At 65.1% G+C, this 18,916-nt stretch carries 26 protein-coding genes; 12 read left to right on the plus strand and 14 right to left on the minus strand.

Translation table 11 applies throughout. The features are described from left to right. Position 1: 1 nt before the first annotated feature. The 6 genes from Hhyl2_RS10135 to ahaH form a co-directional block, all read right to left on the minus strand. On the minus strand, positions 2–325 hold the full coding sequence (locus Hhyl2_RS10135; RefSeq protein ID WP_483550659.1) for a V-type ATP synthase subunit F: 324 nt from the start codon (positions 323–325) through the stop codon (positions 2–4). Further along, positions 322–1,398, minus strand: a complete 1,077-nt coding sequence (locus tag Hhyl2_RS10140) for a V-type ATP synthase subunit C (protein ID WP_483550660.1) — start codon at positions 1,396–1,398, stop codon at positions 322–324. The genes Hhyl2_RS10135 and Hhyl2_RS10140 overlap by 4 nt, the downstream gene beginning before the upstream one ends. Then, entirely contained in the window at positions 1,395–1,979 is a 585-nt protein-coding gene (locus Hhyl2_RS10145) for a V-type ATP synthase subunit E (RefSeq protein WP_483550661.1), read from the minus strand. The genes Hhyl2_RS10140 and Hhyl2_RS10145 overlap by 4 nt, the downstream gene beginning before the upstream one ends. A 23-nt stretch (positions 1,980–2,002) precedes the next feature. Next, positions 2,003–2,263, minus strand: coding sequence for a F0F1 ATP synthase subunit C (locus tag Hhyl2_RS10150; RefSeq protein WP_483550662.1), 261 nt, complete (start codon positions 2,261–2,263; stop codon positions 2,003–2,005). Positions 2,264–2,553: 290 nt separating this feature from the next. After that, positions 2,554–4,845 carry a V-type ATP synthase subunit I gene (locus Hhyl2_RS10155; protein ID WP_483550663.1) on the minus strand — a complete coding sequence of 764 codons (2,292 nt, stop codon included), beginning with the start codon at positions 4,843–4,845 and terminating at the stop codon, positions 2,554–2,556. Beyond that, a complete protein-coding gene (gene ahaH / locus Hhyl2_RS10160) occupies positions 4,832–5,164 on the minus strand; it encodes an ATP synthase archaeal subunit H (protein WP_483550664.1) in 333 nt (110 codons plus the stop codon). The genes Hhyl2_RS10155 and ahaH overlap by 14 nt, the downstream gene beginning before the upstream one ends. 114 nt (positions 5,165–5,278) lie before the next feature. Between ahaH and Hhyl2_RS10165 the strand changes: the two genes are divergently transcribed. Continuing rightward, on the plus strand, positions 5,279–5,899 hold the full coding sequence (locus Hhyl2_RS10165) for a methyltransferase domain-containing protein (RefSeq protein ID WP_483550665.1): 621 nt from the start codon (positions 5,279–5,281) through the stop codon (positions 5,897–5,899). 328 nt (positions 5,900–6,227) lie between these two features. Here Hhyl2_RS10165 and Hhyl2_RS10170 read toward each other — a convergent pair whose 3' ends face one another. Genes Hhyl2_RS10170 through Hhyl2_RS10180 form a run of 3 tightly spaced genes read right to left on the minus strand, consistent with a single transcriptional unit; the run spans position 6,228 to position 7,323 of the window. Then, positions 6,228–6,890, minus strand: coding sequence for a translation initiation factor IF-6 (locus tag Hhyl2_RS10170; RefSeq protein WP_483550666.1), 663 nt, complete (start codon positions 6,888–6,890; stop codon positions 6,228–6,230). Positions 6,891–6,892: 2 nt separating this feature from the next. Beyond that, positions 6,893–7,171 (minus strand): 50S ribosomal protein L31e, encoded by a 279-nt coding sequence (locus Hhyl2_RS10175; RefSeq protein WP_483550667.1) that lies wholly within the window; start codon positions 7,169–7,171, stop codon positions 6,893–6,895. Next, on the minus strand, positions 7,171–7,323 hold the full coding sequence (locus tag Hhyl2_RS10180) for a 50S ribosomal protein L39e (protein WP_135303897.1): 153 nt from the start codon (positions 7,321–7,323) through the stop codon (positions 7,171–7,173). Before Hhyl2_RS10180 ends, Hhyl2_RS10175 begins: the two co-directional genes overlap by 1 nt. A 124-nt stretch (positions 7,324–7,447) precedes the next feature. Here Hhyl2_RS10180 and Hhyl2_RS10185 point away from each other — a divergent pair, with 124 nt between their 5' ends. Continuing rightward, the gene (locus Hhyl2_RS10185; RefSeq protein ID WP_483550668.1) at positions 7,448–7,957 is read left to right on the plus strand and encodes a hypothetical protein; all 510 of its coding nucleotides are present in this window, start codon (positions 7,448–7,450) and stop codon (positions 7,955–7,957) included. On the opposite strand, the gene Hhyl2_RS10190 is transcribed toward Hhyl2_RS10185, so the two are convergent. Continuing rightward, a complete protein-coding gene (locus Hhyl2_RS10190; RefSeq protein ID WP_483550669.1) occupies positions 7,954–8,766 on the minus strand; it encodes a ZIP family metal transporter in 813 nt (270 codons plus the stop codon). The genes Hhyl2_RS10185 and Hhyl2_RS10190 overlap by 4 nt on opposite strands. Positions 8,767–8,846: 80 nt before the next feature. Then, the gene (gene thpR, locus Hhyl2_RS10195) at positions 8,847–9,410 is read right to left on the minus strand and encodes an RNA 2',3'-cyclic phosphodiesterase (RefSeq protein WP_483550670.1); all 564 of its coding nucleotides are present in this window, start codon (positions 9,408–9,410) and stop codon (positions 8,847–8,849) included. Between the two features lie 117 nt (positions 9,411–9,527). On the opposite strand from thpR, the gene Hhyl2_RS10200 reads away from it, so the two are divergent. The 5 genes from Hhyl2_RS10200 (at position 9,528) to Hhyl2_RS10220 (ending at position 12,417) form a co-directional block, all read left to right on the plus strand. Continuing rightward, positions 9,528–9,749, plus strand: coding sequence for a hypothetical protein (locus Hhyl2_RS10200; RefSeq protein ID WP_483550671.1), 222 nt, complete (start codon positions 9,528–9,530; stop codon positions 9,747–9,749). Positions 9,750–9,810: 61 nt separating this feature from the next. Next, positions 9,811–10,023: a hypothetical protein gene (locus Hhyl2_RS10205; protein ID WP_483550672.1), complete on the plus strand. Its 213-nt coding sequence runs from the start codon at positions 9,811–9,813 to the stop codon at positions 10,021–10,023. 45 nt (positions 10,024–10,068) lie between these two features. Further along, positions 10,069–10,800: a tetratricopeptide repeat protein gene (locus tag Hhyl2_RS10210; protein ID WP_483550673.1), complete on the plus strand. Its 732-nt coding sequence runs from the start codon at positions 10,069–10,071 to the stop codon at positions 10,798–10,800. Then, positions 10,801–11,091, plus strand: coding sequence for a DUF424 domain-containing protein (locus Hhyl2_RS10215; protein ID WP_483550674.1), 291 nt, complete (start codon positions 10,801–10,803; stop codon positions 11,089–11,091). It abuts the gene before it with no gap. 78 nt (positions 11,092–11,169) lie between these two features. Continuing rightward, complete coding sequence (locus Hhyl2_RS10220) at positions 11,170–12,417, plus strand: aminotransferase class V-fold PLP-dependent enzyme (protein WP_483550675.1); 1,248 nt, start codon at positions 11,170–11,172, stop codon at positions 12,415–12,417. 34 nt (positions 12,418–12,451) lie between these two features. On the opposite strand, the gene Hhyl2_RS10225 is transcribed toward Hhyl2_RS10220, so the two are convergent. Then, on the minus strand, positions 12,452–12,718 hold the full coding sequence (locus tag Hhyl2_RS10225; RefSeq protein WP_483550676.1) for a hypothetical protein: 267 nt from the start codon (positions 12,716–12,718) through the stop codon (positions 12,452–12,454). A 159-nt stretch (positions 12,719–12,877) separates the two neighbouring features. Between Hhyl2_RS10225 and Hhyl2_RS10230 the strand changes: the two genes are divergently transcribed. From Hhyl2_RS10230 to sufU, 3 genes are all read left to right on the plus strand, one after another. Further along, positions 12,878–13,828, plus strand: a complete 951-nt coding sequence (locus Hhyl2_RS10230; protein WP_483550677.1) for an ArsR/SmtB family transcription factor — start codon at positions 12,878–12,880, stop codon at positions 13,826–13,828. Positions 13,829–13,889: 61 nt separating this feature from the next. Then, entirely contained in the window at positions 13,890–14,879 is a 990-nt protein-coding gene (locus Hhyl2_RS10235; RefSeq protein WP_483550678.1) for an aldo/keto reductase, read from the plus strand. A 102-nt stretch (positions 14,880–14,981) separates the two neighbouring features. Then, positions 14,982–15,410 carry a Fe-S cluster assembly sulfur transfer protein SufU gene (sufU, locus tag Hhyl2_RS10240; RefSeq protein ID WP_483550679.1) on the plus strand — a complete coding sequence of 143 codons (429 nt, stop codon included), beginning with the start codon at positions 14,982–14,984 and terminating at the stop codon, positions 15,408–15,410. An 18-nt stretch (positions 15,411–15,428) separates the two neighbouring features. On the opposite strand, the gene Hhyl2_RS10245 is transcribed toward sufU, so the two are convergent. Beyond that, positions 15,429–15,599, minus strand: a complete 171-nt coding sequence (locus Hhyl2_RS10245; RefSeq protein WP_483550680.1) for a hypothetical protein — start codon at positions 15,597–15,599, stop codon at positions 15,429–15,431. Positions 15,600–15,770: 171 nt separating this feature from the next. On the opposite strand from Hhyl2_RS10245, the gene Hhyl2_RS10250 reads away from it, so the two are divergent. After that, positions 15,771–16,535 carry a class I SAM-dependent methyltransferase gene (locus Hhyl2_RS10250; RefSeq protein ID WP_483550681.1) on the plus strand — a complete coding sequence of 255 codons (765 nt, stop codon included), beginning with the start codon at positions 15,771–15,773 and terminating at the stop codon, positions 16,533–16,535. A 36-nt stretch (positions 16,536–16,571) separates the two neighbouring features. Beyond that, positions 16,572–17,039 carry a pyridoxamine 5'-phosphate oxidase family protein gene (locus Hhyl2_RS10255; protein ID WP_483550682.1) on the plus strand — a complete coding sequence of 156 codons (468 nt, stop codon included), beginning with the start codon at positions 16,572–16,574 and terminating at the stop codon, positions 17,037–17,039. On the opposite strand, the gene Hhyl2_RS10260 is transcribed toward Hhyl2_RS10255, so the two are convergent. Continuing rightward, the gene (locus Hhyl2_RS10260) at positions 17,015–18,841 is read right to left on the minus strand and encodes a sensor histidine kinase (protein ID WP_483550683.1); all 1,827 of its coding nucleotides are present in this window, start codon (positions 18,839–18,841) and stop codon (positions 17,015–17,017) included. The genes Hhyl2_RS10255 and Hhyl2_RS10260 overlap by 25 nt on opposite strands. Positions 18,842–18,916: the final 75 nt, after the last annotated feature.

An 18,916-nucleotide genomic window follows, 5' to 3' on the forward strand; every position in this document is an offset into this window, starting at 1 on the left:
GTTAGTCCTCGTCCATCAGGTCGATACCGATGGCTCGTTTGATCTGTTCACGCAGCCCACCGCCGCCGGCACCGCTGCCGAGGGTCACCACGACGGGTTCGACGCTCGTCTCGGCGTCCTTGCGGACCCCACGGGAGAGATGTCCCATGTCGTCGTCGTGCATCACGACGATGCCGACGTCGTCGTCCGTGAGCATCTCCTCGACGGCGTCGTCGAGCTTCTCGTCTTTCTCCTCGGTGGGGACGTCCGCGAACTTGCGCACGCCCGCCAGTCGGAAGCCCGTCGTGAACTCCGGGCTGCCGATGACAGCTATCTCCTGGCTCATAGTATCACCAGTTCCTGTTCGATCTCGTCGGGGCCGAGGCCGGCCTCGCGACCGCGTGCGATGGCACGGATGTTGTCGACCTCGCGCTCCTTGGCGAGGATGTAGGACAACACCGGACACACCGACAGCGGGTAGCGGTTCGAGAGCCGGTCGGCGTACTCCTGGAGCGCCATGTCCAGCGCGCGCTCGAAGTCGATGAGGTTCTCGGCGTCCTCCAGTGCCGAGAGGGCCTGATCGAGGTCGTCACCGTAGGTGCTCTCTCGTACCGTCGCGACCAGCTGGTCGAAGCTCGTCGACAGCTGGGCAATCTCCTGCTCGGAGAAGAGCTTCCCGCCCTCGATGTAGTACTCGGCTGCCTCGATGTCGGCGCCACTGCGGGCCAGCCGGAGCGCGTTCCGGAGGTTCCGGAAGTCGACCTCCGTCTGGAGGAACTCGACGTACAGCCCGGTCGGGCTGTCGATCTCCGGGTTCGACGGGAGCCCCGACAGCAGCGTCTCGTAGAACGCGCGGTCGGCGGCGTTCTCCAGTGGCACGAGGACGTCGGTCTCCTCGTAGACCGTGTAGGCCTCGGCCAGCGGCTCGCCGAAGATGGTGCCGTCGAGCAGTTCGACGACCTCCTCGATCGAACCGGCGTTGAGCAACTGGTCGATGAGCGTGTCGCCGAACTCGCCGGCACGGATGAGGTCGTCCTCGACCTCGGTGCGCTCCGCGTCGGAGTAGAGCCCGCGGATGACCGTCTTGACGTTCCAGACGTCGAACTTCCGCAGGTAGCGGGCGATGTAGTCGTACAGGGCGCCCTCGGACCACTCCAGTAGGTCGTCGAAATGCTTGGCGAGGTTGCGGTTCAGCGCGTACTCGATGAGGTCGACGCCACCGTAGCGCGAGCCGAGCGCGTTCATCTCGGTCTCGTATTCGGTCTCCTCCATGAAGCGGGCGATCTCGCCCGTCCCCATCCGGACCAGTTTACGGTAGTCGTCGTCGTCGAACAGCACCGAACGGCGGGAGCGAACACGAGCGATGACGTACTCGTAGTTGCTGCTTCGATCGCGCTTTGCCGTCGTTCGACTGCTCATTGTGCTTCGAAGAGTCGGTCGCTGATTTCCTTGAGGTTGTCCTCCCAGACCGTCTCCAGCAGGGAGTCGAACGTGTTGTTCACACGGACTCTGGAACTCTCGCTCTCGACTACCACTCCGCCGAGACAGTCACGCTCGCCGGCGAACGTTGCGTCGTCGTAGTCCGTGAGGATATCCTCGAGGAGGTCCTGGTCGCTCGCTCGACCGTACACGAGCAGCGAGTCGCCGTCGTCGAACTCCGCGACGGCGGCGTCGAGCAGCTCGGTGGTCAGCTCCTCGCGGCGGTCGCCACTGAGGTCGGCAAGTGCGGCCTCGACGTCCTCGTGGACGTCTTCGAGCACGTCACGGCGAGCGCCGAGGCGTGCCTGCTTGGCTTCGAGCTTCGCCGAGGAGAGTCGCTGTTCGCGCTCCTGGGCGATCTCGCGTTCGACCTCCGCCTCGCGGTCCTCGTGGATCTGCTCGGCGTCGGCCTCGGCCTGGGAGACGATCTCCTCGGCACGCTCCTCGCCCTCGGCACGAATCTCCTCTGCACGCGCGCGGGCCTCGTCTCGGATATCCTCTACGACTGTATCAAGGCTCATTGTTGGAAAAGGGGGTGGTGTGATTAACCGAGGATGAAGACGACGACCAGCGCGAGGATGACGAGTGTCTCGGGCAGGACCGTCAGGATCAGGCCACGACCGAACATGCTGTCGTCCTCAGCGATTGCGCCGACCGCCGCTGCACCGATACCACGTTCCGCGTATCCCGAACCGAGTGCGGCGAGCCCGACGGCGAGGGCTGCTGCGGCGCCTGCCGGGATGGCCGGGGCAGCGCTACCTTCCTGCAGTACAGCGGTGACAAGGGGTGCGATGGTTTCGATCATGTTGTTGAAGTCCTCTCTGGGGTTTCGTGTCCGAACAGGCGTATGTGACCGTACCGAGTTCATAAAGCTTCCCAAAACGGTTCGCCAAGACGCTGTTCTGGCTGTTTAGCCCCTCTCGTCGGGGGGAGTGTGAGCTGGTACCAGCCGACTATCTCGACGGTACTCGTGACAAACGACCTTCGAGGGCAATTCCTAGCCGGCTATGGCAGTAAAGATATCGAATCGGTCTCCAAGAAGCGCGCGAAGAGTGGCGCCCCGGTGCCGGGGCGCTCGGACGGATTCCAGTCCGCTCAGTCGTCGGTCGTGTACTGCCGGTCGTAGCCGAACGGGGTGTACTTCTTGCCGCCGCCCTCGAAGAATTTGCCGAAGAACTCGACGTACTCGAGACGGACACCCTGCAGGCCGGCACTCGTCACGCCGAGGATCAGCACGAGCAGGTGTCCGACGACCAGCACGAGGAGGCCGCCGACGACGCCGGCGATGCCCGAGTGCATCAGGCCACCGAACATGATATCGGTCACCTCGTAGCCGTGGTACATCACGGATTCCGACCCTTCAGGTATCGTCGGCATCCCGCCGATACCGAAGTGCCAGCCGCCCTTGCTGTCGACGTACACACCGAAGAACAGGAGATTGACAACGAAGGCCATCCCTGCCTTGGCCAGCAGCACAGCGGCCAGCCGGGTGTACGACAGCACGTTCACGAAGACGTTCAGGAACTCGACGACCTCGATCGGGTCGGCCAGCGCCAGCAGGACGAGCCCTACGAAGAACACGAGCAGCCACGCCGAGATGGGGAAGCCCGCGACGCTGAACAGGTTGATCGCCGGGAGCCCGGCGAATCCAAGTGCGAACGGGTTGCCGGCGAAGATGCCCTCCTCTGCGGTGTAGAGGAAGTTCGGTGCCGCACCCATCGCGCCCGAGAACACCCAGGCCCACAGACCGAAGAGCATCAGCAGCCAGGAGCCGCTCTCGGTGATCGCGTCCCAGAGGCCGTGGCTGAGGTTCTCGACGAAGTCGAACGTCCAGCCGACCGCGAGGTGGACCATCCCGGCCAGCAGACTGATCGTCAGCCAGGCGATAGCGTAATCGCCGTATTTGGGCTGGAGACCCTTTCGGATCGGGGGATGACCACCCCAGACGATCTCACCGAGCTGGTGGAGTCCGAAGAACTCGCCGTACAGCACGCCAAAGAGCGCGGTGAACCCACCGGCCCACATCGTGACGCCGCCGAGGCTCTTGAGCACGTCACCCTCGACCTGGCTGTACAGGCCGTAGCCGGCCAGGAAGTAGAGGATCCCGTACCCGAGGTCCCCGATCATGAAGCCGTAGAACGCCGGGAACGTCAGGAAGAAGACGACCGTCGGGTCGAACTCGCCGTACTTCGGGCGGTTGACGACCTCGACGAGCGACTCGAAGGGTTTGACCGCGCCAGGGTTGTCCTGGATGACCGGCGGGTCCTCGTCGCCCATCGTGACGACCCCGCCGTCCGAGCGGGGCTCGGCCGCGGCACTGACCGTGCCGCCGTCGGCGACGGCCTCGCTCGGTTCGCGCTGGTCTTCCTCGCTCTCTGCGGTCACGCCGGTATCGACGTCCGAGCCGACCTCGCCGCCACCGCCGCCCTCTTCGACCTCCTCGTGGGAGTGGGCGTGTCCGTCGCTGTCGTACTCGGCAACTTCGAGTTTCTCGATGGCGACGGCCTCGCCGACCTCGGACATCACCTGGCTCTCGAAGGCCTCGTAGTCGTCGTCGGGGATCCAGCCCTCGGCGACGAAGGCGTTCTCCGTCGTCGCGAAGGTCAGCGGTGCTTCGGCCTTCTGGACCTCGATGGAGAGTTTCTCCTCGGCCGCCAGCAGGAAGCCGGCGTAGTCCAGCCGGAGGTCGTCGAGTTCGTCCTCGACGGTCGAGAGCTTCGATTCGAGTTGCTGTTCCTCGTGGCGCAGTTCCTCCAGATACGACGAGGGGTCGCCCTCGCCGTCCGGAACTGCGAGTTCGGAGAACGTCGCGCCGACCAGTGCGTCCTGAAGTTCGTCGTCGTCACAGCGCGCGAACGCGGCGACGACGTCGCCCTCGTGGAACACCTTGAACGTATCAACGTCGCTGTCTGCCAGAGCGACCTTCACCTCGTCGGCGTCGCCCGTGCCGACTGCGACCGACAGCGAGTCGTAGCCACGCAGCAGATCCAGGTCGATACCCAGCGTGACGAACGGCTCCATCGTGTCGATGCGTTCGCGGACGTCACGCAGGTCGTCCTCGATGTCGCTCCGGCGGTCGTCGAGGTCGTTGACCTGTGTGCGGATCTCTTCGAGGTCCTCTTCGAGGGCCTCGTCGGTGACGAGCTGGGTCGGGCCGGCGTCCTCGGCGTCGACGTCGAGGATCGACTCCAGCGAGCGGACAGTGACCAGCTTGTCCGAGGCCTCGTCGGCCCCCTCGACCGGGTCACCCGGCTCGAACCCCTCCCAGGCGCCATCGTACTCGGTGACGTGGAGGATATCGAGGTCGTGGACCGACTCGATGGTGTCCTCCATGACGCGTTTCGACCCGGTCACCGAGACGCGGCACATTCGCTCAGGTCTGAGCATGTACCGCCTCCTCGAACAGGTCGATCACGTGGTCGACCACCTCGTCTACCTGTGCCTGGGCCGCATCCTCCAGTTCCTCGCGAGCGGACTCACCCTCCTCGATGATCTGCTCGCGCTCGGCCTCGATCTCCTCGCGGGCCTCTGCGAGGCGGTCCTCGGCGTCCGCGTCGGCCTCCTCGTGGGCCTGCTCGCGGATCTCTTCGGCCTCGGCGCGCGCCTCCTGGATGCGCTGTTCACGGTCCTCTTCGGCCTCAGCGACGATGTCGTCGGCCTCCTGCTCGGCCTCCTTTATCCTGTCGAGAACTTCTGGCCGTGGCATTCTCTAATCGTCCGACTGTTGCTTGAGCGCCTATTTGGTAGTTGCGAAGTTCGCACGGGGGGCGCCACCGACGAATCCGGGGAATTATGCCTGCCAAACGCCAAGGTATGGCCAATGGGAGTCCTCGAGAACAAAGCCCGCGCCCGGACGTTCTACAAGTACCTCTCGAAGGTCTACGACCGGATCAACCCGTTCATCTGGGACGAACGGATGCGCGACGAGGCCATCGAGATGCTGGACCTGAACGCCGACGACCGCGTGCTCGACGTCGGCTGTGGCACCGGCTTCGCCACGGAGGGCCTGCTCCAGAAGGTCGACACGATCTACGGGCTCGACCAGAGCCCCCACCAGCTCTCGAAGGCCTACCAGAAGTTCGGCAAACACGGCGCCGTCCGGTTCCATCTGGGTGACGCCGAGCGACTCCCTTTCAAGGACGACAGCTTCGACGTCGTCTGGTCCTCGGGCTCCATCGAGTACTGGCCCAACCCCGTCGACGCCCTCGAAGAGTGCCGCCGCATCACCAAACCCGGCGGGAAGGTCCTCATCGTGGGCCCGGACTACCCCAACTCCACGGTGTTCCAGAAGATGGCCGACGCCATCATGCTGTTCTACGACGAGGACGAGGCCGACCGGATGTTCGAGGCAGCCGGCTTCGAGGAGTTCGAACACCACATCCAGCAATCGCGGCCGGGCAGTCCGCGGGCGATCACGACCATCGCGCAAGTACCAAAGTGACGGCCGCGGGCAGTTTTGCTGTACGCTGAACCGAACAGCCGCCGGGCCGGGAGCGAGTGGCGCGACGGCAGTCGCGCCCGAGCGAGGACGGGGAAGGGCAGGCCGGACTAAGTTTGGCTGCGGTGAGCATCCGCCGAGCGAAGCGAGGCGGTTCACCGGACGCGAACGCAGTGAGCGTCCGGCAGTTTTTCCCCAAGTTTTTGCAAGCGGGGGTGCCCGCAGGTCGCCGAAGGCGACCGAGGACACCCCCCGTGGTTCGAAAGGCGCGAAGCGCCTTTCGTCATCACGAGAGAGCTTCACTCTCTCGAACGACAGTAAAAAGTGGGTCCTAGAGATAGCCGAGCGCGTCGTCGATCCGGCCCAGTTCCGGCCCCGACGTGTCGGTGCCACAGACGTAGCCGTGGTCGTTGGCGACCAGGCCCGACCCGACGAGGGGGCCGCCGTAGTTGACCGTCCCGATGTCGGCGTGAACGTCCAGGATCTCCTCTAAGGCGTCGAGTTCGCCGTCGGTGGCCTTCGGGTGACAGAGCACGCCGCGGTCGTTGGCGACGGCGGCGGTCCCGACGGTGTTGACGCCGGCGATGACGCCGCGTTCGACGGGGACGTCGAGGCCGTCGCGGATAGCCTGGACGGCTTCCCGCGAGAGGTCGGGGTGGACGTATGCACCCGAGTCGTTACAGCAGACGACGTTGCCGGCGGCGTTGATACGGCCCGGCAGCTTCGTCACCGGGAGGTCGACGGTCTCCCGGATACGTTCGATCTCGGGCTCACGAACGCGAGCGGAGACGAGCAGTCCGTTGGCGTTGCCAGTCGCCAGCGCGCCCACAGTCCCGGACCCACCGATGGTCGTCGGGATCACCGGCGCGTCCAGTTCCTCGGCCAGATCGTCGGCAAGCGACTCCTCTACGTCCGGCCGAACCAGCACACAGTCGTCGGTCGCACGGGCGAAGACACCGACGTACGACGACCCGGAGAACGCCGCGCGGAGCAACGTTATTCGGCCGTTTCGGCTTCGACGACCGCTTCGCCGTCCTCCTCGAAGCGGGCGGCGCGGACGCGGATCTTGCTCGGCGGCTTGCGCCGGCCGCGCGCCCAGGTCGTCTCGTTGATCGAGGGGTCGATACGCACGGCGCTCTCGTCGACCGAGAAGTGCTTGGCGAGGTGCTCGCGGATGAGCGTCATCGCCCTGTCGGCGCGCTCGTGTTTCGGTTCCTGCTTCGCGTCGCGGAGCGGGATGGTGACGACACGCTCCTCGAAGTCACTCGCGCTCATTATTCGTCGGTGTCGTTACGCCGCCAGTGGCGTCGCTTGGGGTTTCGCTGGACCTCGCGGTCGGTCTTGAGCATGACCCACGCGGGGACGCGGCTGTTCTGGTTGTCGAGTTTGGCCAGGCGCTTCTTCTTGGCCTTCGACTTCTTGCTCATGGTGTCCTGTCCCTTCCAGACGGGTGCTTAAATTCCTTCCTTTTCCAGCACGGCTCCGTCGGTAGTTATCAGCGGCTATAATCGCGTGGATGAAACTAAATACGAGAATTCCAGAGTACCAGCTATGCAGCGACGGCGGGTGTTACAGACGGTGGGGGCAGGACTAGCGGCGCTTGGCGGGGGCTGTCTGGGCGGTGGCGGTGAAGTCGTCCTGAGCGTCCAGAAAGACGTCACCGTCGATCCGAAAGACGCGTGGACCAAACGGATTCCGGACATCTCCGATTCGGGTGGTGCCATCGAGTATATCGTGCGGGCGGACACGCCCTTCGACGTCTACTTCTTCGCCGAGAAGGCGAACTTCGAGATGTACGACAGCTACATCAAGGGCCAAAACCCGGCCGAGACGCCCAGCGGCGACAGAGCGTTCAGTCAGAAGGCGCTGCCGACAGGTGAGAAGGAACTCTACGAGGCATCGACCGAGGACCGCGCACGCGAACCACTGGACGTCGACGGCCCCTCGTTCTTCGCGGTGGACCATTCGAACTACCGGATGGAGACCCGCGTCGAGGAGTTCGACGACCCGCTGACCGCGTTCGTCGACCTCCAGATCATCAAGAAGCGGTCGGTCCTCTAGACGAACGCCAGTGGGACCATCGCCAGGACACCGACCAGGCCGCCGCCGAGCAGTTCGCGTTTCCCGCCGCCGGGGAGCCCGGCCCCAAGCTCCAGGGCCTCGGGGACGAACTCGGTCACGACCAGATAGACCATCGCGCCGGCGGCGAACCCGAAGCCAAAGGGCAGGAACTCCTTGGCGAGCGTCACGAAGTAGTAGGCGATGACGGCGCCGAGGGGCTGTGGGAGCGACGAGAAGACGGCCCACCAGACCATCTTCCACTCGCTGACGCCCAGCGAGCGGAGCGGGATGGCAATCGCCGTCCCCTCGGGGACGTTGTGGATGGAGATAGCGACGGTCATGAAGACGGCCAACAGCGGGACCGCGGTCCCGAGGATCAGCACCGACTCCCCCGTTCCCGTCCCGTCGAGTCCGAGTTCCGCGAACGAGACCCCCACGGCGACACCCTCGGGGAAGCTATGGACCGTCAGGATGCCCAGGATGAGCAGGAGTTTCTTGAAGTCGGCCTGCTCGAACTTCTTGGGCCCGTGTTCGAACCCTTCCAGTATCTCGTGGCTGACGACGACGAGGACGACACCGATCAGCAGTCCGGGGACGAGGAGCACTGGCGATCCGTAGGCCAGCCCCTCCCGGACGAGGCCGAACAGCGAGGCGGCGACCATGATCCCCGAGGCCAATCCCCACAGGGCTACGTTCCACCGGTCCGAGAAATCGTCGACCAGGAAGAACGGAATCGCTCCGAGCCCGGTCGCAAGCGCCGTCAACAGGCCCGCAACGAAGACGAAGATGACGTTCTCCAGTGCGACCATACCGGTCCTAGGCGGGTCGGCGATTTAAGAATTGTCACGAACCTGATTTGTTTTCGGCCGGCCTAGAGCGGCCGGTACGTTCATGAAAGTGGCACTGTTTTGATGGTTCTGTACGTCGGGCCGTCGGGTCCGAGGACGCTCTCGGTCAGTCGGAGTTCCTCGACGGCGAGCGTGCCGACGTCGGGATCATTGGATCGGACGACGTTCTGGACCTGCTCCTTCCCGCCGGCGTGGTCCATGCGGGCCAGCGTGACGTGGGGGGTAAACTCGTTGTCCTCGGGGTCGAACCCCATCGCGACTGTTCGGTCCTCGACGGCCTCGTGGAGGGCTGTCAGTTCCGCAGCGCCGTGTGCGTCCCGGACGCCCAGCCAGACGACACTGATGTAGTCGAGCGACGGGAAGACGCCCAGACCGCCGAACTGGGCTTCGAAGGGGGCAACACCGGCGTCGTCGACGGCCCGCTCCAGTTCCGTGACGATGTCGTCGATCCGGTCGGGATCGGTGTCACCCAGGAACTTCACGGTCACGTGGGCCTGCTCGGGGTCCGTAAAGCGGAGGCCGCTGGCTCCCTCGAACCGTTCCTGGACCGCCCGGACAGCGTCTGCGAGGCCGTCGAGGTCGACACTGACGAACAGCCGTTTCATACTCGCGCTTACACGCGACGACTACTTGGCTGTTCGTGGCCCAACTGCGGGCGACTCGCCGGAGGCAGTTCACCGAGACACCACGCTGAAGTAGCCCGTGGCTGTGCTGTCAGCCGAATGGCTACTGACGGTGCACACTCGTCGGACACAGCCGATGCGTGGACTCGCGTCGGCAAGACGCTCGGCCTGGTGCTGTTTGGAGTCTCCCTGCTCGGCGCAGTCGCAGTGCTGCTCGCCTGGGGAAGCCGCCTCCTGACCGGCGTCGGACTGGGCTTCTGGCCGGCGGTCGCGCTAGCCGGCGGCGTCCTCGCCGGCCTCGTCGCGGCCGCGCAGTGGTGAAACGGGACGGTCCACGAGACGCAAGCGTCCGGTTTACCACGCCGACGACCGAACGCCCGCTATGGACGATCCCGCCCGCCTCCGTCGTACCGTCCGCCGCTGCACGGCAGTCCTCGTGGCCACGATCGGTGTCGCGATCGCCGCGCTGGCCGGATCGACGAACGCGCCCGCAGGGTTGCTCGTGAGCGCCGGCGCCCTCCTGTATCTCGGGGGAAGTCTGGTCTACGTCCCCGCGTCCCTCGCGGCGACCGACGGGGAGGAGGGAGAGCCCTGACCGCGTGACGCAGGCCTTAACCAGCCTGACCGCCAATTCCGGTGTATGACAGACCGCGAGCGCGACGACCACCAGTTCTCGGAGGGCCAGGGGTTCGACGACCCCTACGAGGCCTTCGACCTCGAACCGCCTGAGTTCGAGGTGGACCCGGACAAGGTCGACCCCGTCGACTCCCGGGTCGTCACGGACATGCTCGACCGGCGGAACATCCCCGCCGATCAGATCGATACCGAACAGCTCCTGGACGTCGGCCTGGAGTACATGCAGATCAACCGCCACGAACAGGCCGCAGAGACCTTCGAGCGGGTCGCGCAGTACACCGACGAGGACCGCATGGAACAGGAGGCCTGGACCAACAAGGGCGCAGCCCACGCCGAACTGGAGGAGTGGGACGCCGCCATCGGCGCCTACAAGGAGGCGCTCAACATCGACGGCGAGTCCGACCACGCCGCCACGGCCGAGACCAACCTCGCCTACGCCCTGTGGGAATCGGGCCGCTCCGAGCAGGCGCTCGAACACGCCGAGCGCGCCGTCGAGATCGACACCCGCTTCGCCGAGGGCTGGTACAACCGCGGCTTCTTCCTGCTGGAACGCGGACTCGCCGAGGACGCCGTCGAGGCCTTCGACAACGCGATCCGACTGGGCTTCCGGAACGCCGACATCCTCGAAGAGAAGGCCCGCGCGCTCGAAGAACTGGGCGAGTACGAACAGGCCGAGGAACTGGCCGACGAGGTCGAGGAGATGCGCGAGGACGCCGAGCAGCAGCTACTCGAATAGATGCTACTCAACGAACGCGACACGGACGAGGGGCTGCTCGTCTCGGTCTGTGACCCGGACATCATGGGCGAGACCTTCGAGGACGGCCCGGTCTCGCTGACCGTCGACGAGGAGTTCTACGACGGCGAGCCAGCCAGCGAGGAGGAGGTCGTCGAGAGTCTCGCACGCTGTAGCGTCGCCAACATCGTCGGTGAGACGGCCGTGGACGTCGCTATCGAACACGGCTTCGTCGACGAAGAGAACGTGCTGGATCTGGACGGGACGCTGCACGCCCAGTTACTCTGGATGTGAGCAGCGCGGCGCTGCGGACCGGCACAGAGTTCTAGGCGAACCGAAGGAAAGTTGCCCGTCGAGCACCAGATACGGGTAATGGGACACTCCGAATCCGAACTGCTCGACGTCGCGAGTATCCGCGAGGACTTCCCCATCCTCCAGCGGGAGTTCGGCGGGCACCAGGTCGTCTATCTCGACAACGCGGCGACGACCCAGACCCCCGAGCCGGTCGTCGAGACCATCGCGGACTACTACCGGACGACGAACGCCAACGTCCACCGCGGGCTCCACCAGTTGAGCCAGGAAGCCAGCATCGCCTACGAGGACGCTCACGACCGCGTCGCCGAGTTCATCGGCGCTTCGGGCGAGCGCGAGGAGATCGTCTTCACCAAGAACACCACCGAGAGCATGAACGTGGTAGCCTACGCGTGGGGGCTGAACGAACTCGGCCCCGAGGACGAGATCGTCCTCACGGAGATGGAACACCACGCCTCGCTGGTCACCTGGCAGCAGATCGCCAAGAAGACCGGCGCGACCTGTCGGTACATCCGGGTCGACGAGGACGGTACGCTGGATATGGACCACGCCCGGGAACTCATCACCGACGACACGGCGATGGTCAGCGTCGTCCACGTCTCGAACACGCTCGGAACGGTCAACCCCGTCTCGCAGCTCGCGGACATCGCTCACGACCACGGCGCGTACATCTTCGTCGACGGCGCCCAGTCGGTCCCCAACCGCCCGGTCGACGTCGAGGCCATCGACGCCGACTTCTTCGCGTTCTCGGGCCACAAGATGTGTGGGCCGACCGGAATCGGCGTTCTCTACGGCAAGAAACACCTCTTAGAGGAGATGGAGCCGTACCTCTACGGCGGCATGATGATCAAGAAGGTCACCTTCGAGGACTCGAAGTGGAACGACCTCCCCTGGAAGTTCGAGGCCGGCACGCCGGTCATCTGCCAGGGCATCGCTCTCGCCGAGGCCTGTGATTACCTCGACGACATCGGGATGGAGCGCATCGAGCGCCACGAACAACAACTGGCCGACTACGCCATGGAACGGCTGGCCGAACAGGACGACGTCGAGGTCTACGGCCCGCCGGCGGGTCACGAACGCGGTGGCCTGGTCTCGTTCAACCTCGATACCGTCCACGCACACGACCTCTCCTCGATCCTGAACGACTCGGCGGTCGCCATCCGTGCTGGCGACCACTGTACCCAGCCACTACACGACAAACTCGGCGTGGCCGCCTCCGCGCGTGCGTCGTTCTACATCTACAACACGCGTGAGGAGGTCGACAAACTCGTCGAGGCCGTGGACGACGCCAGACAGTTGTTCGCGTAGCGCGGTTCGAGGGATCGAGCGTCGGAGAATCGCGTTACTCGGGCTGCGAACGACGCGTCCGCGGGCGGTGGCTGGACTGCCGGCGTGAGCGAGCCCGTCGACGCCCGTCGAGGACCGCGAACAGCCGTGAAATCGCCCTCGTTCCGAGCACACCGAGGACGACTCCGAGAGCGAAGACGGGGTAGCTGACGGCGAGCAGTACACCGACGAACAGGCAGACCAGGCCGACGCTCCCGCGCATAGTCGGGGAGTAGCTCGTCGCTGCCGACCGGCCAGCCGTAGTCGAGTGGGAGTGTTCCATCGTATATCAACAGTGACTCCCCAGTCCCTTAACCATAATCAGAATGATATTTCTGTAAGCGAGCTTTACGAAGTGTTTTTCTGTAACATCACTGCCAATTTGTGCGACCGTCCCAGTCTCGTACCTGCTTTTACAACCGGACCAGCCCTACCCGCAGGCATGACCGACGAGGACGGCGAGCCACTCTCTCCGGACGAAGCCTTCTCGGTGCTCGGTGACGAGACGCGCATGGGAATTCTCCGGGCACTCGGCGAGGTCGACAGACCCCTCACGTTCTCCGAACTCCGCGAGCACGTCGGGGTCAGCGACTCGGGGCAGTTCAACTACCATCTGGAGAAAGTGGTGGGTCACTTCGTCGAGAAGACCGACGACGGGTACGTCCTCGGACGGGCGGGCCGGCGGATCGTCGAGTCGGTCCTCTCGGGGGCAGTCACGGAGACGCCGGAGCTCGAACGGACCCGGATCGACCAGAGCTGTGCGAACTGCGGTGCACCGGTGGAGATCCGGTGGCGCTCGGGGAGCGTCGAGACGTTCTGTACCGAGTGTGCCGGACGGTACGGGCGGTCCTACGGGGCGTCGAAGACCCCCGAGGCAGTCGACCGTGGCTATCTCGGACGGCTTCCGCTGCCCCCCGCGGGACTCCAGGGCCGAACCCCGACGGAGATCTCACGGACTGCGTGGACCTGGGCGCATCTGGAGATGTTCGCCATGGCCAGTGGCATCTGCCCGCGGTGTTCGGCGACCGTCGAGTCCGAGGTCTTCGTCTGTGAGGATCACGATTCCAGCGAGGGTCTCTGTGACCACTGCCAGAGCGCCAGTGCCGTCAACATCGGCATCGACTGTACGAACTGCATCTTCCACAGCGGCGGTGCGTTCGTCCTGCGCCTCGTCGCCCACACCGATCTGCTGGCGTTGCTGACCGACCACGGGATCAACCCGGTGGCACCGTCGTCGCTCCACCGGATCAACCGTGTCCACACGGACTACGAGGAGACGGTCCACTCGACGGAGCCGTTCCGGGCCGAGTTCACGTTCCACCTCGGGGACGACACACTGACGCTGACCGTCGACGACGACCTGGCTGTGGTCGACAGCGAGCGGACCCCGTAGCCGGCCGACATCCGAATCGTCGGGGAGAGCTTTGATGATGGGGTCGGCCCAACGCCCGCCTATGGATCTGGAGTACGTCCGACTCGGCGAGACCGGGCTGTCTGTCAGCGAACTGGCGATGGGAACGTGGCGGTTCGGTCGCGAGACCGCCGACGGGACCGTCGAGATCGGTGAGGAGCGGGCGCACGAACTGCTGGACGCTTACGAGGCTGCCGGCGGGCGGTTCATCGACACCGCCGACGTCTACGGCGGCGGCGACAGCGAACGCTGGATCGGTGACTGGCTCGCCGAACGTGACCGCGAGGAGTACGTGGTCGCCTCGAAGATCTACTGGCCGACACGCGAGGCGGACCCCAACGGCCGCGGCCTGGGCCGCAAGCACATCCGGCGCAACATCGACCTGATGCTCGACCGCCTGGGGACGGAGTATCTGGACGTCCTCTACATCCACCGCTGGGACGAGGACACGCCGGCCCGCGAACTGATGCACACCCTGACGGGACTGGTCGACGACGGGAAAGTGAACTATCTGGGCGCCTCGACGTTCCAGCCCAACGCCTGGCGGGTCGCGAAGGCCAACGAACTCGCCGAGCGCGAGGGCCTGGAACCGTTCACGATCTCCCAGCCCCGCTACAACCTCGTCAACCGCGAGGTCGAGGGCGACTACCTGGCGATGTGTGACCACTACGGGCTGGGGGTCTGTCCCTGGAGTCCGCTGGCCCAGGGGATGCTGACCGGGAAGTACGACCCCGAGGACCGCGAGGCCGACGCCTCGGCGGGTCGCAGCGAGGACTGGAAGGAGGCGTACCTCACCGACGAGAACTTCGCCGTCGTCGACGAGGTCCAGACTGTCGCCGACGAGGTCGACGCCACGCCGGCCCAGGTCGCCATCGCGTGGCTCATGCACCACGACACCGTGGCCGTCCCGCTGCTGGGCGCCCGGACTGTCGATCAACTGGAGGAGAACCTCGGTGCCGCGGCGGTCGACCTCTCGCGTGAGCAATTCGAGCGCCTCGCCGAAGCGAAGGCCGGGCCCTACGAGAACCTCTGAGGCGCAGCCACGAGCGGAGAGGAGACAGGAAGTCCCGAAGAACTCGTGCGAACGGGACCCTCGGAACGTTTTTCCGGCGGAGAACCCAACCATGTAGTACCAATGGGTATCGGCGGCTCCGACATGTACCGGCAGCAGATTCTGGATCACTACAAGAGCCCGCGCAACTACGGGGAGATCGACGACCCGACGTTCACACACGTCGGCGAGAACCCGATGTGTGGCGACGAGATACGGATTGACGTGGTCCTGAGTGAAGACGAAGAGACGATCGAACACGTCGCGTTCCGGGGCGACGGCTGTGCCATCTCCCAGGCATCGGCGTCGATGCTGACCGAGCGCCTGCAGGGGATGTCGGTCGAAGAGCTAGAGGCGATGGATCGGGACGATATCATCGACATGCTCGGCGTGGACATCTCCCCGATGCGGGTCAAGTGCGCGGTGCTGGCCGAGAAGGTCGCACAGGACGGCGCCGAGATCTACTTCGGCGAGAAGGACATCGACCGGACGACGACGGAAGACGACGAGTAACGCGACAGCGAGTGACGACTACAGGACCCCGGTTCGCGGGAGCAGCGTCTCCTGACACCCCGAACAGGTGAACAGGCCGAACCGCGACGTACACTGTCTCGTCTCACCGCAGAGTTCACACTCGCCTTCCTCGCGCTGGAACCCGAACGGATTGTCGGGTGCTTCCTTCCGGTCGACAGACCCTAGCATCGATTATTTTCGCCTTAGATCTATAGCCATATTAATCTTCTATATCTTTACTACACCCGTTGTAAATGGAGTAAATATAACAAACGTTCCAACAGAGGAAGACGGCGAGCGGTCGTCACACGGTGACATACCGTCGGTACGGCTTTCCGGGTGGCTCACGCAGGTCAGCACATGACCGACGGGAACGACTGGGACGCGGCCGACTACGACGACAGTCACGAGTTCGTCACCGAGTACGGCCGGGACCTGCTGGCGCTGCTGGACCCCGCACCCGGCGAGCGCGTCCTCGACGTGGGGTGTGGCACGGGCCACCTGACTGCCGAGATCGCCGCCAAGGGCGCCGACGTGGTCGGTATCGACGCCGCACCAGCGATGATCGACCAGGCGCACGAAACACATCCCGACTGCACGTTCGAGGTAGCCGACATCCGTGAGTGGGAACCAGATGGCGCCTTCGACGCGGTCTTCTCCAACGCGGCGCTGCACTGGATCCCGGCCGACGATCACGACGCAGTGCTCGCGACCGTGGCGGACGCACTCGACGACGGCGGCCGGTTCGTCGCGGAGTTCGGGGGCCGGGGAAACGTCGCTGCGATCACCGACGCCCTCGAAGCGGAACTGCACGAGCGCGGGTACGACCGTGCCCATCCGTGGTACTTCCCGAGCATCGGCGAGTACACGCCGCGGATGGAAACCCAGGGCCTGGAACTGCAACTGGCTCGCCTGTTCGACCGCCCGACGGAACTGGACGACGGAGCGACGGGGCTCCAAAACTGGCTCGGGATGTTCGGCGACGAGTTCTTCGCGGGAATCGACGCGGACGAGCGCGATGCGATGCTCGACGCCGTCGAGGAGCGTCTCCGCCCACAACTGTTCGACGGCGAGGCCTGGACCGCGGACTACCGGCGCATCCGTCTGGTCGCCCAGCGGGACTGACGTGACCGTTATCCTCGTCGCCCGTGAACAAAGAGTATGGAGGTTCCCGACGACGTCGAGACACTCATCGCCGACGCCCCGCTGAGCGCCCACCTGGCGACGAGCGTCGACGACCGGCCACACGTCGCGCCGGTCTGGTACGTCTACGAACACAGCGAGACCTACCGGGCGGTGAGCGACCGCCCGCCCTCGGAGACACCCCACATCTGGATTCTCACCAGCGGGAAGAAGCTCCGGAACGTCCGGCAGAACCCGCGTGTCGCGCTGTCGATCGAACAGGCAGACCGAGCAAGCGTCGACTGGGCGGTACAGGTACTCGGGACGGTCCGCGTCGTCGACGACGACGCGCAGGTTGCGACGATCGAAGCGGCCATCGACCGAAAATACCGCGGCGAGGAGACCGCGAGCGACGGCGGTGACGACAGTGACGATACTGGGGCGCTCCTGTCGGTCCGCATCGGCAGCGCGACTGCACAGCGCTACTCTGCCAGTACCGAGGGGTAGAGGTCCGTCACCTCGAAGCGTGCACCGCCACTCTCGCTCTCCGTGTACTCGATGGTCCAGCCGTGGGCCTCGACGATCCGCTCGACGATCGCCAGCCCGAAGCCCGTTCCCTCGTCCTCCGTCGTCATCCCCAACTCGAAGACGTCCGCGTGGTCGGGGATGCCCGGCCCGTCGTCGGCCACGTAGAACCCGTTCTCGAACGATCCGACCGTCACCGTCACGTCCTCGCTCCCGTGTTCGGTCGCGTCGTCGGCCCCCGGCCGACTGCTCGTGGAGCCGTGTTCCACGCTGTCACCGGACCCCGTCCGGTTGCTCGTCGAACCGTGTTCGACGCTGTCGTCGGCCTCGGGCCGACTGCCCGTGGAGCCGTGCTCCACGCTGTTCCGAAAGAGGTTCTCGAACACCTGGCGCAGGCGCGTCTCGTCGGCCAGCACCGTCTCTTCGGTCTCGACACGGAGCGTCGCCGCATCCGTGCCAACCGCTTGCCAGGCCGCTCGGCAGCAGTCGTCGATGGCGACCGTCGTCTTCTCGTCGATGGTCTGACCCTCCCTGGCGAGGTGTAACAGCTCTTCGAGCATCGTCTCCATACGCGAGACGGCCTCGCTGGCATCGTCGAGGTGATCGAGCTCACCGGTCTGGCGCGCCAGTTCCACCTTCCCGTCGATGACCTGCAACGGATTGCGCAGGTCGTGGCTGACGATCCCCGTGAACTCCTCTAATCGCTCGTTCTGGGTCTCCAGGGCCTGCTTGCGTGCTTTCCGTTCGGTCACGTCCCGCAGGACGACAGCGTACCCCCTGACGATGTCGTACCGGTCGGTGATCGGTGTCGTCCGCACGTCGTAGGTCACCGATGCCAGGCGGTCGTGCTGGCGTTGTGTCGTCGTCACCTCCAGATCTGTGGTCCGCTCACCGCCGTCGCAGGACGTGAGGACCTCGTCGAGGCCGGTGATGGTCACGTCCGAGAGGGTCGGCTGTGTGGTACTGCTGTCGACGTACCTGTCGGCGGCCCGGTTCCGGTCGACGACACGGCCGTCCTGGTCGACGACGAACACGGGGTCGGCGATCTCCTCGAGCAGCGTGTTGGCTGCCAGCGGCGTGACGTTCAGGAAGTCGTACCGGTACAGCGCGACACCGATGCCCGCGGCCTGGACGACGAAGAACACGGGCGTCAGATCCAGCCGCGGATGTGGGGTAAATCCGGCGAAGTACGCTACGTTGGCGAGCGCGACGACCAGCGTGACACCGAAGATGACGCCGGTCTGTTTCCGGTAGAGGTTCCGCGTCCGCACGAAGAAACGCCCGAGTAACACGAACGTCACGAGGAGGAGCCCGTAGATGAGCAGCAACTCGGCGACGAGCAACTGACCGAACTCCTCGTAGGCCAGTCGGAGGACACCGTATCGGGCGACACCACGGGTCGTGTAGACCACGTTCCCGGGGTTGAGGACGTACAGGCCTCCGTAGACCAGCGACTGGCCGACCAGCAGCCGATCGGTGATATCCGGCATCCATTCGCTGTCGCCCGTGTATTCGATGACGAACAGGAACCACAGCACCGCCGCGAGCGACGCCGACAACGCCACCGGTGCGGCCCAGACCAGTGCGAGCGCGTCGGTCGGGCTGAACATCTCGACAAGTGTTAACAGCGCCCAGGTCCCGTCCGCAAACATCAACAGTGCGAACCGGTCGGAGACAGGGTGGTCTGCGCGGTCCCAGGAGTACCACGCGAATCCGTAGCTGGCGACGACGGCAACGCCGACGAATGCCGCGATCACTACACTCACGACGCCAGTACCGACCATCGGACCTACATCCGATATGAAGACGCTATACGGTTACGGGCTCGTTATCAGAGACAATAATGGGGCGTAGCGACC

The organism is Haloarcula sp. H-hyl2 (assembly GCF_056934385.1).

Bases quoted from the DNA above. Each gene is read 5' to 3' on its own strand.
- Hhyl2_RS10220 (WP_483550675.1), top strand. From the start codon at position 11,170: ATGGGACACTCCGAATCCGAACTGCTCGACGTCGCGAGTATCCGCGAG.
- Hhyl2_RS10155 (WP_483550663.1), bottom strand. From the start codon at position 4,845: ATGCTCAGACCTGAGCGAATGTGCCGCGTCTCGGTGACCGGGTCGAAA.
- ahaH (WP_483550664.1), bottom strand. From the start codon at position 5,164: ATGCCACGGCCAGAAGTTCTCGACAGGATAAAGGAGGCCGAGCAGGAG.
- Hhyl2_RS10185 (WP_483550668.1), top strand. From the start codon at position 7,448: ATGCAGCGACGGCGGGTGTTACAGACGGTGGGGGCAGGACTAGCGGCG.
- Hhyl2_RS10190 (WP_483550669.1), bottom strand. From the start codon at position 8,766: ATGGTCGCACTGGAGAACGTCATCTTCGTCTTCGTTGCGGGCCTGTTG.
- sufU (WP_483550679.1), top strand. From the start codon at position 14,982: ATGGGTATCGGCGGCTCCGACATGTACCGGCAGCAGATTCTGGATCAC.
- thpR (WP_483550670.1), bottom strand. From the start codon at position 9,410: ATGAAACGGCTGTTCGTCAGTGTCGACCTCGACGGCCTCGCAGACGCT.
- Hhyl2_RS10235 (WP_483550678.1), top strand. From the start codon at position 13,890: ATGGATCTGGAGTACGTCCGACTCGGCGAGACCGGGCTGTCTGTCAGC.
- Hhyl2_RS10245 (WP_483550680.1), bottom strand. From the start codon at position 15,599: ATGCTAGGGTCTGTCGACCGGAAGGAAGCACCCGACAATCCGTTCGGG.
- Hhyl2_RS10140 (WP_483550660.1), bottom strand. From the start codon at position 1,398: ATGAGCAGTCGAACGACGGCAAAGCGCGATCGAAGCAGCAACTACGAG.
- Hhyl2_RS10200 (WP_483550671.1), top strand. From the start codon at position 9,528: ATGGCTACTGACGGTGCACACTCGTCGGACACAGCCGATGCGTGGACT.
- Hhyl2_RS10145 (WP_483550661.1), bottom strand. From the start codon at position 1,979: ATGAGCCTTGATACAGTCGTAGAGGATATCCGAGACGAGGCCCGCGCG.
- Hhyl2_RS10135 (WP_483550659.1), bottom strand. From the start codon at position 325: ATGAGCCAGGAGATAGCTGTCATCGGCAGCCCGGAGTTCACGACGGGC.
- Hhyl2_RS10225 (WP_483550676.1), bottom strand. From the start codon at position 12,718: ATGGAACACTCCCACTCGACTACGGCTGGCCGGTCGGCAGCGACGAGC.
- Hhyl2_RS10150 (WP_483550662.1), bottom strand. From the start codon at position 2,263: ATGATCGAAACCATCGCACCCCTTGTCACCGCTGTACTGCAGGAAGGT.
- Hhyl2_RS10260 (WP_483550683.1), bottom strand. From the start codon at position 18,841: ATGGTCGGTACTGGCGTCGTGAGTGTAGTGATCGCGGCATTCGTCGGC.
- Hhyl2_RS10215 (WP_483550674.1), top strand. From the start codon at position 10,801: ATGCTACTCAACGAACGCGACACGGACGAGGGGCTGCTCGTCTCGGTC.
- Hhyl2_RS10175 (WP_483550667.1), bottom strand. From the start codon at position 7,171: ATGAGCGCGAGTGACTTCGAGGAGCGTGTCGTCACCATCCCGCTCCGC.
- Hhyl2_RS10165 (WP_483550665.1), top strand. From the start codon at position 5,279: ATGGGAGTCCTCGAGAACAAAGCCCGCGCCCGGACGTTCTACAAGTAC.
- Hhyl2_RS10205 (WP_483550672.1), top strand. From the start codon at position 9,811: ATGGACGATCCCGCCCGCCTCCGTCGTACCGTCCGCCGCTGCACGGCA.
- Hhyl2_RS10210 (WP_483550673.1), top strand. From the start codon at position 10,069: ATGACAGACCGCGAGCGCGACGACCACCAGTTCTCGGAGGGCCAGGGG.
- Hhyl2_RS10230 (WP_483550677.1), top strand. From the start codon at position 12,878: ATGACCGACGAGGACGGCGAGCCACTCTCTCCGGACGAAGCCTTCTCG.
- Hhyl2_RS10250 (WP_483550681.1), top strand. From the start codon at position 15,771: ATGACCGACGGGAACGACTGGGACGCGGCCGACTACGACGACAGTCAC.
- Hhyl2_RS10255 (WP_483550682.1), top strand. From the start codon at position 16,572: ATGGAGGTTCCCGACGACGTCGAGACACTCATCGCCGACGCCCCGCTG.
- Hhyl2_RS10180 (WP_135303897.1), bottom strand. From the start codon at position 7,323: ATGAGCAAGAAGTCGAAGGCCAAGAAGAAGCGCCTGGCCAAACTCGAC.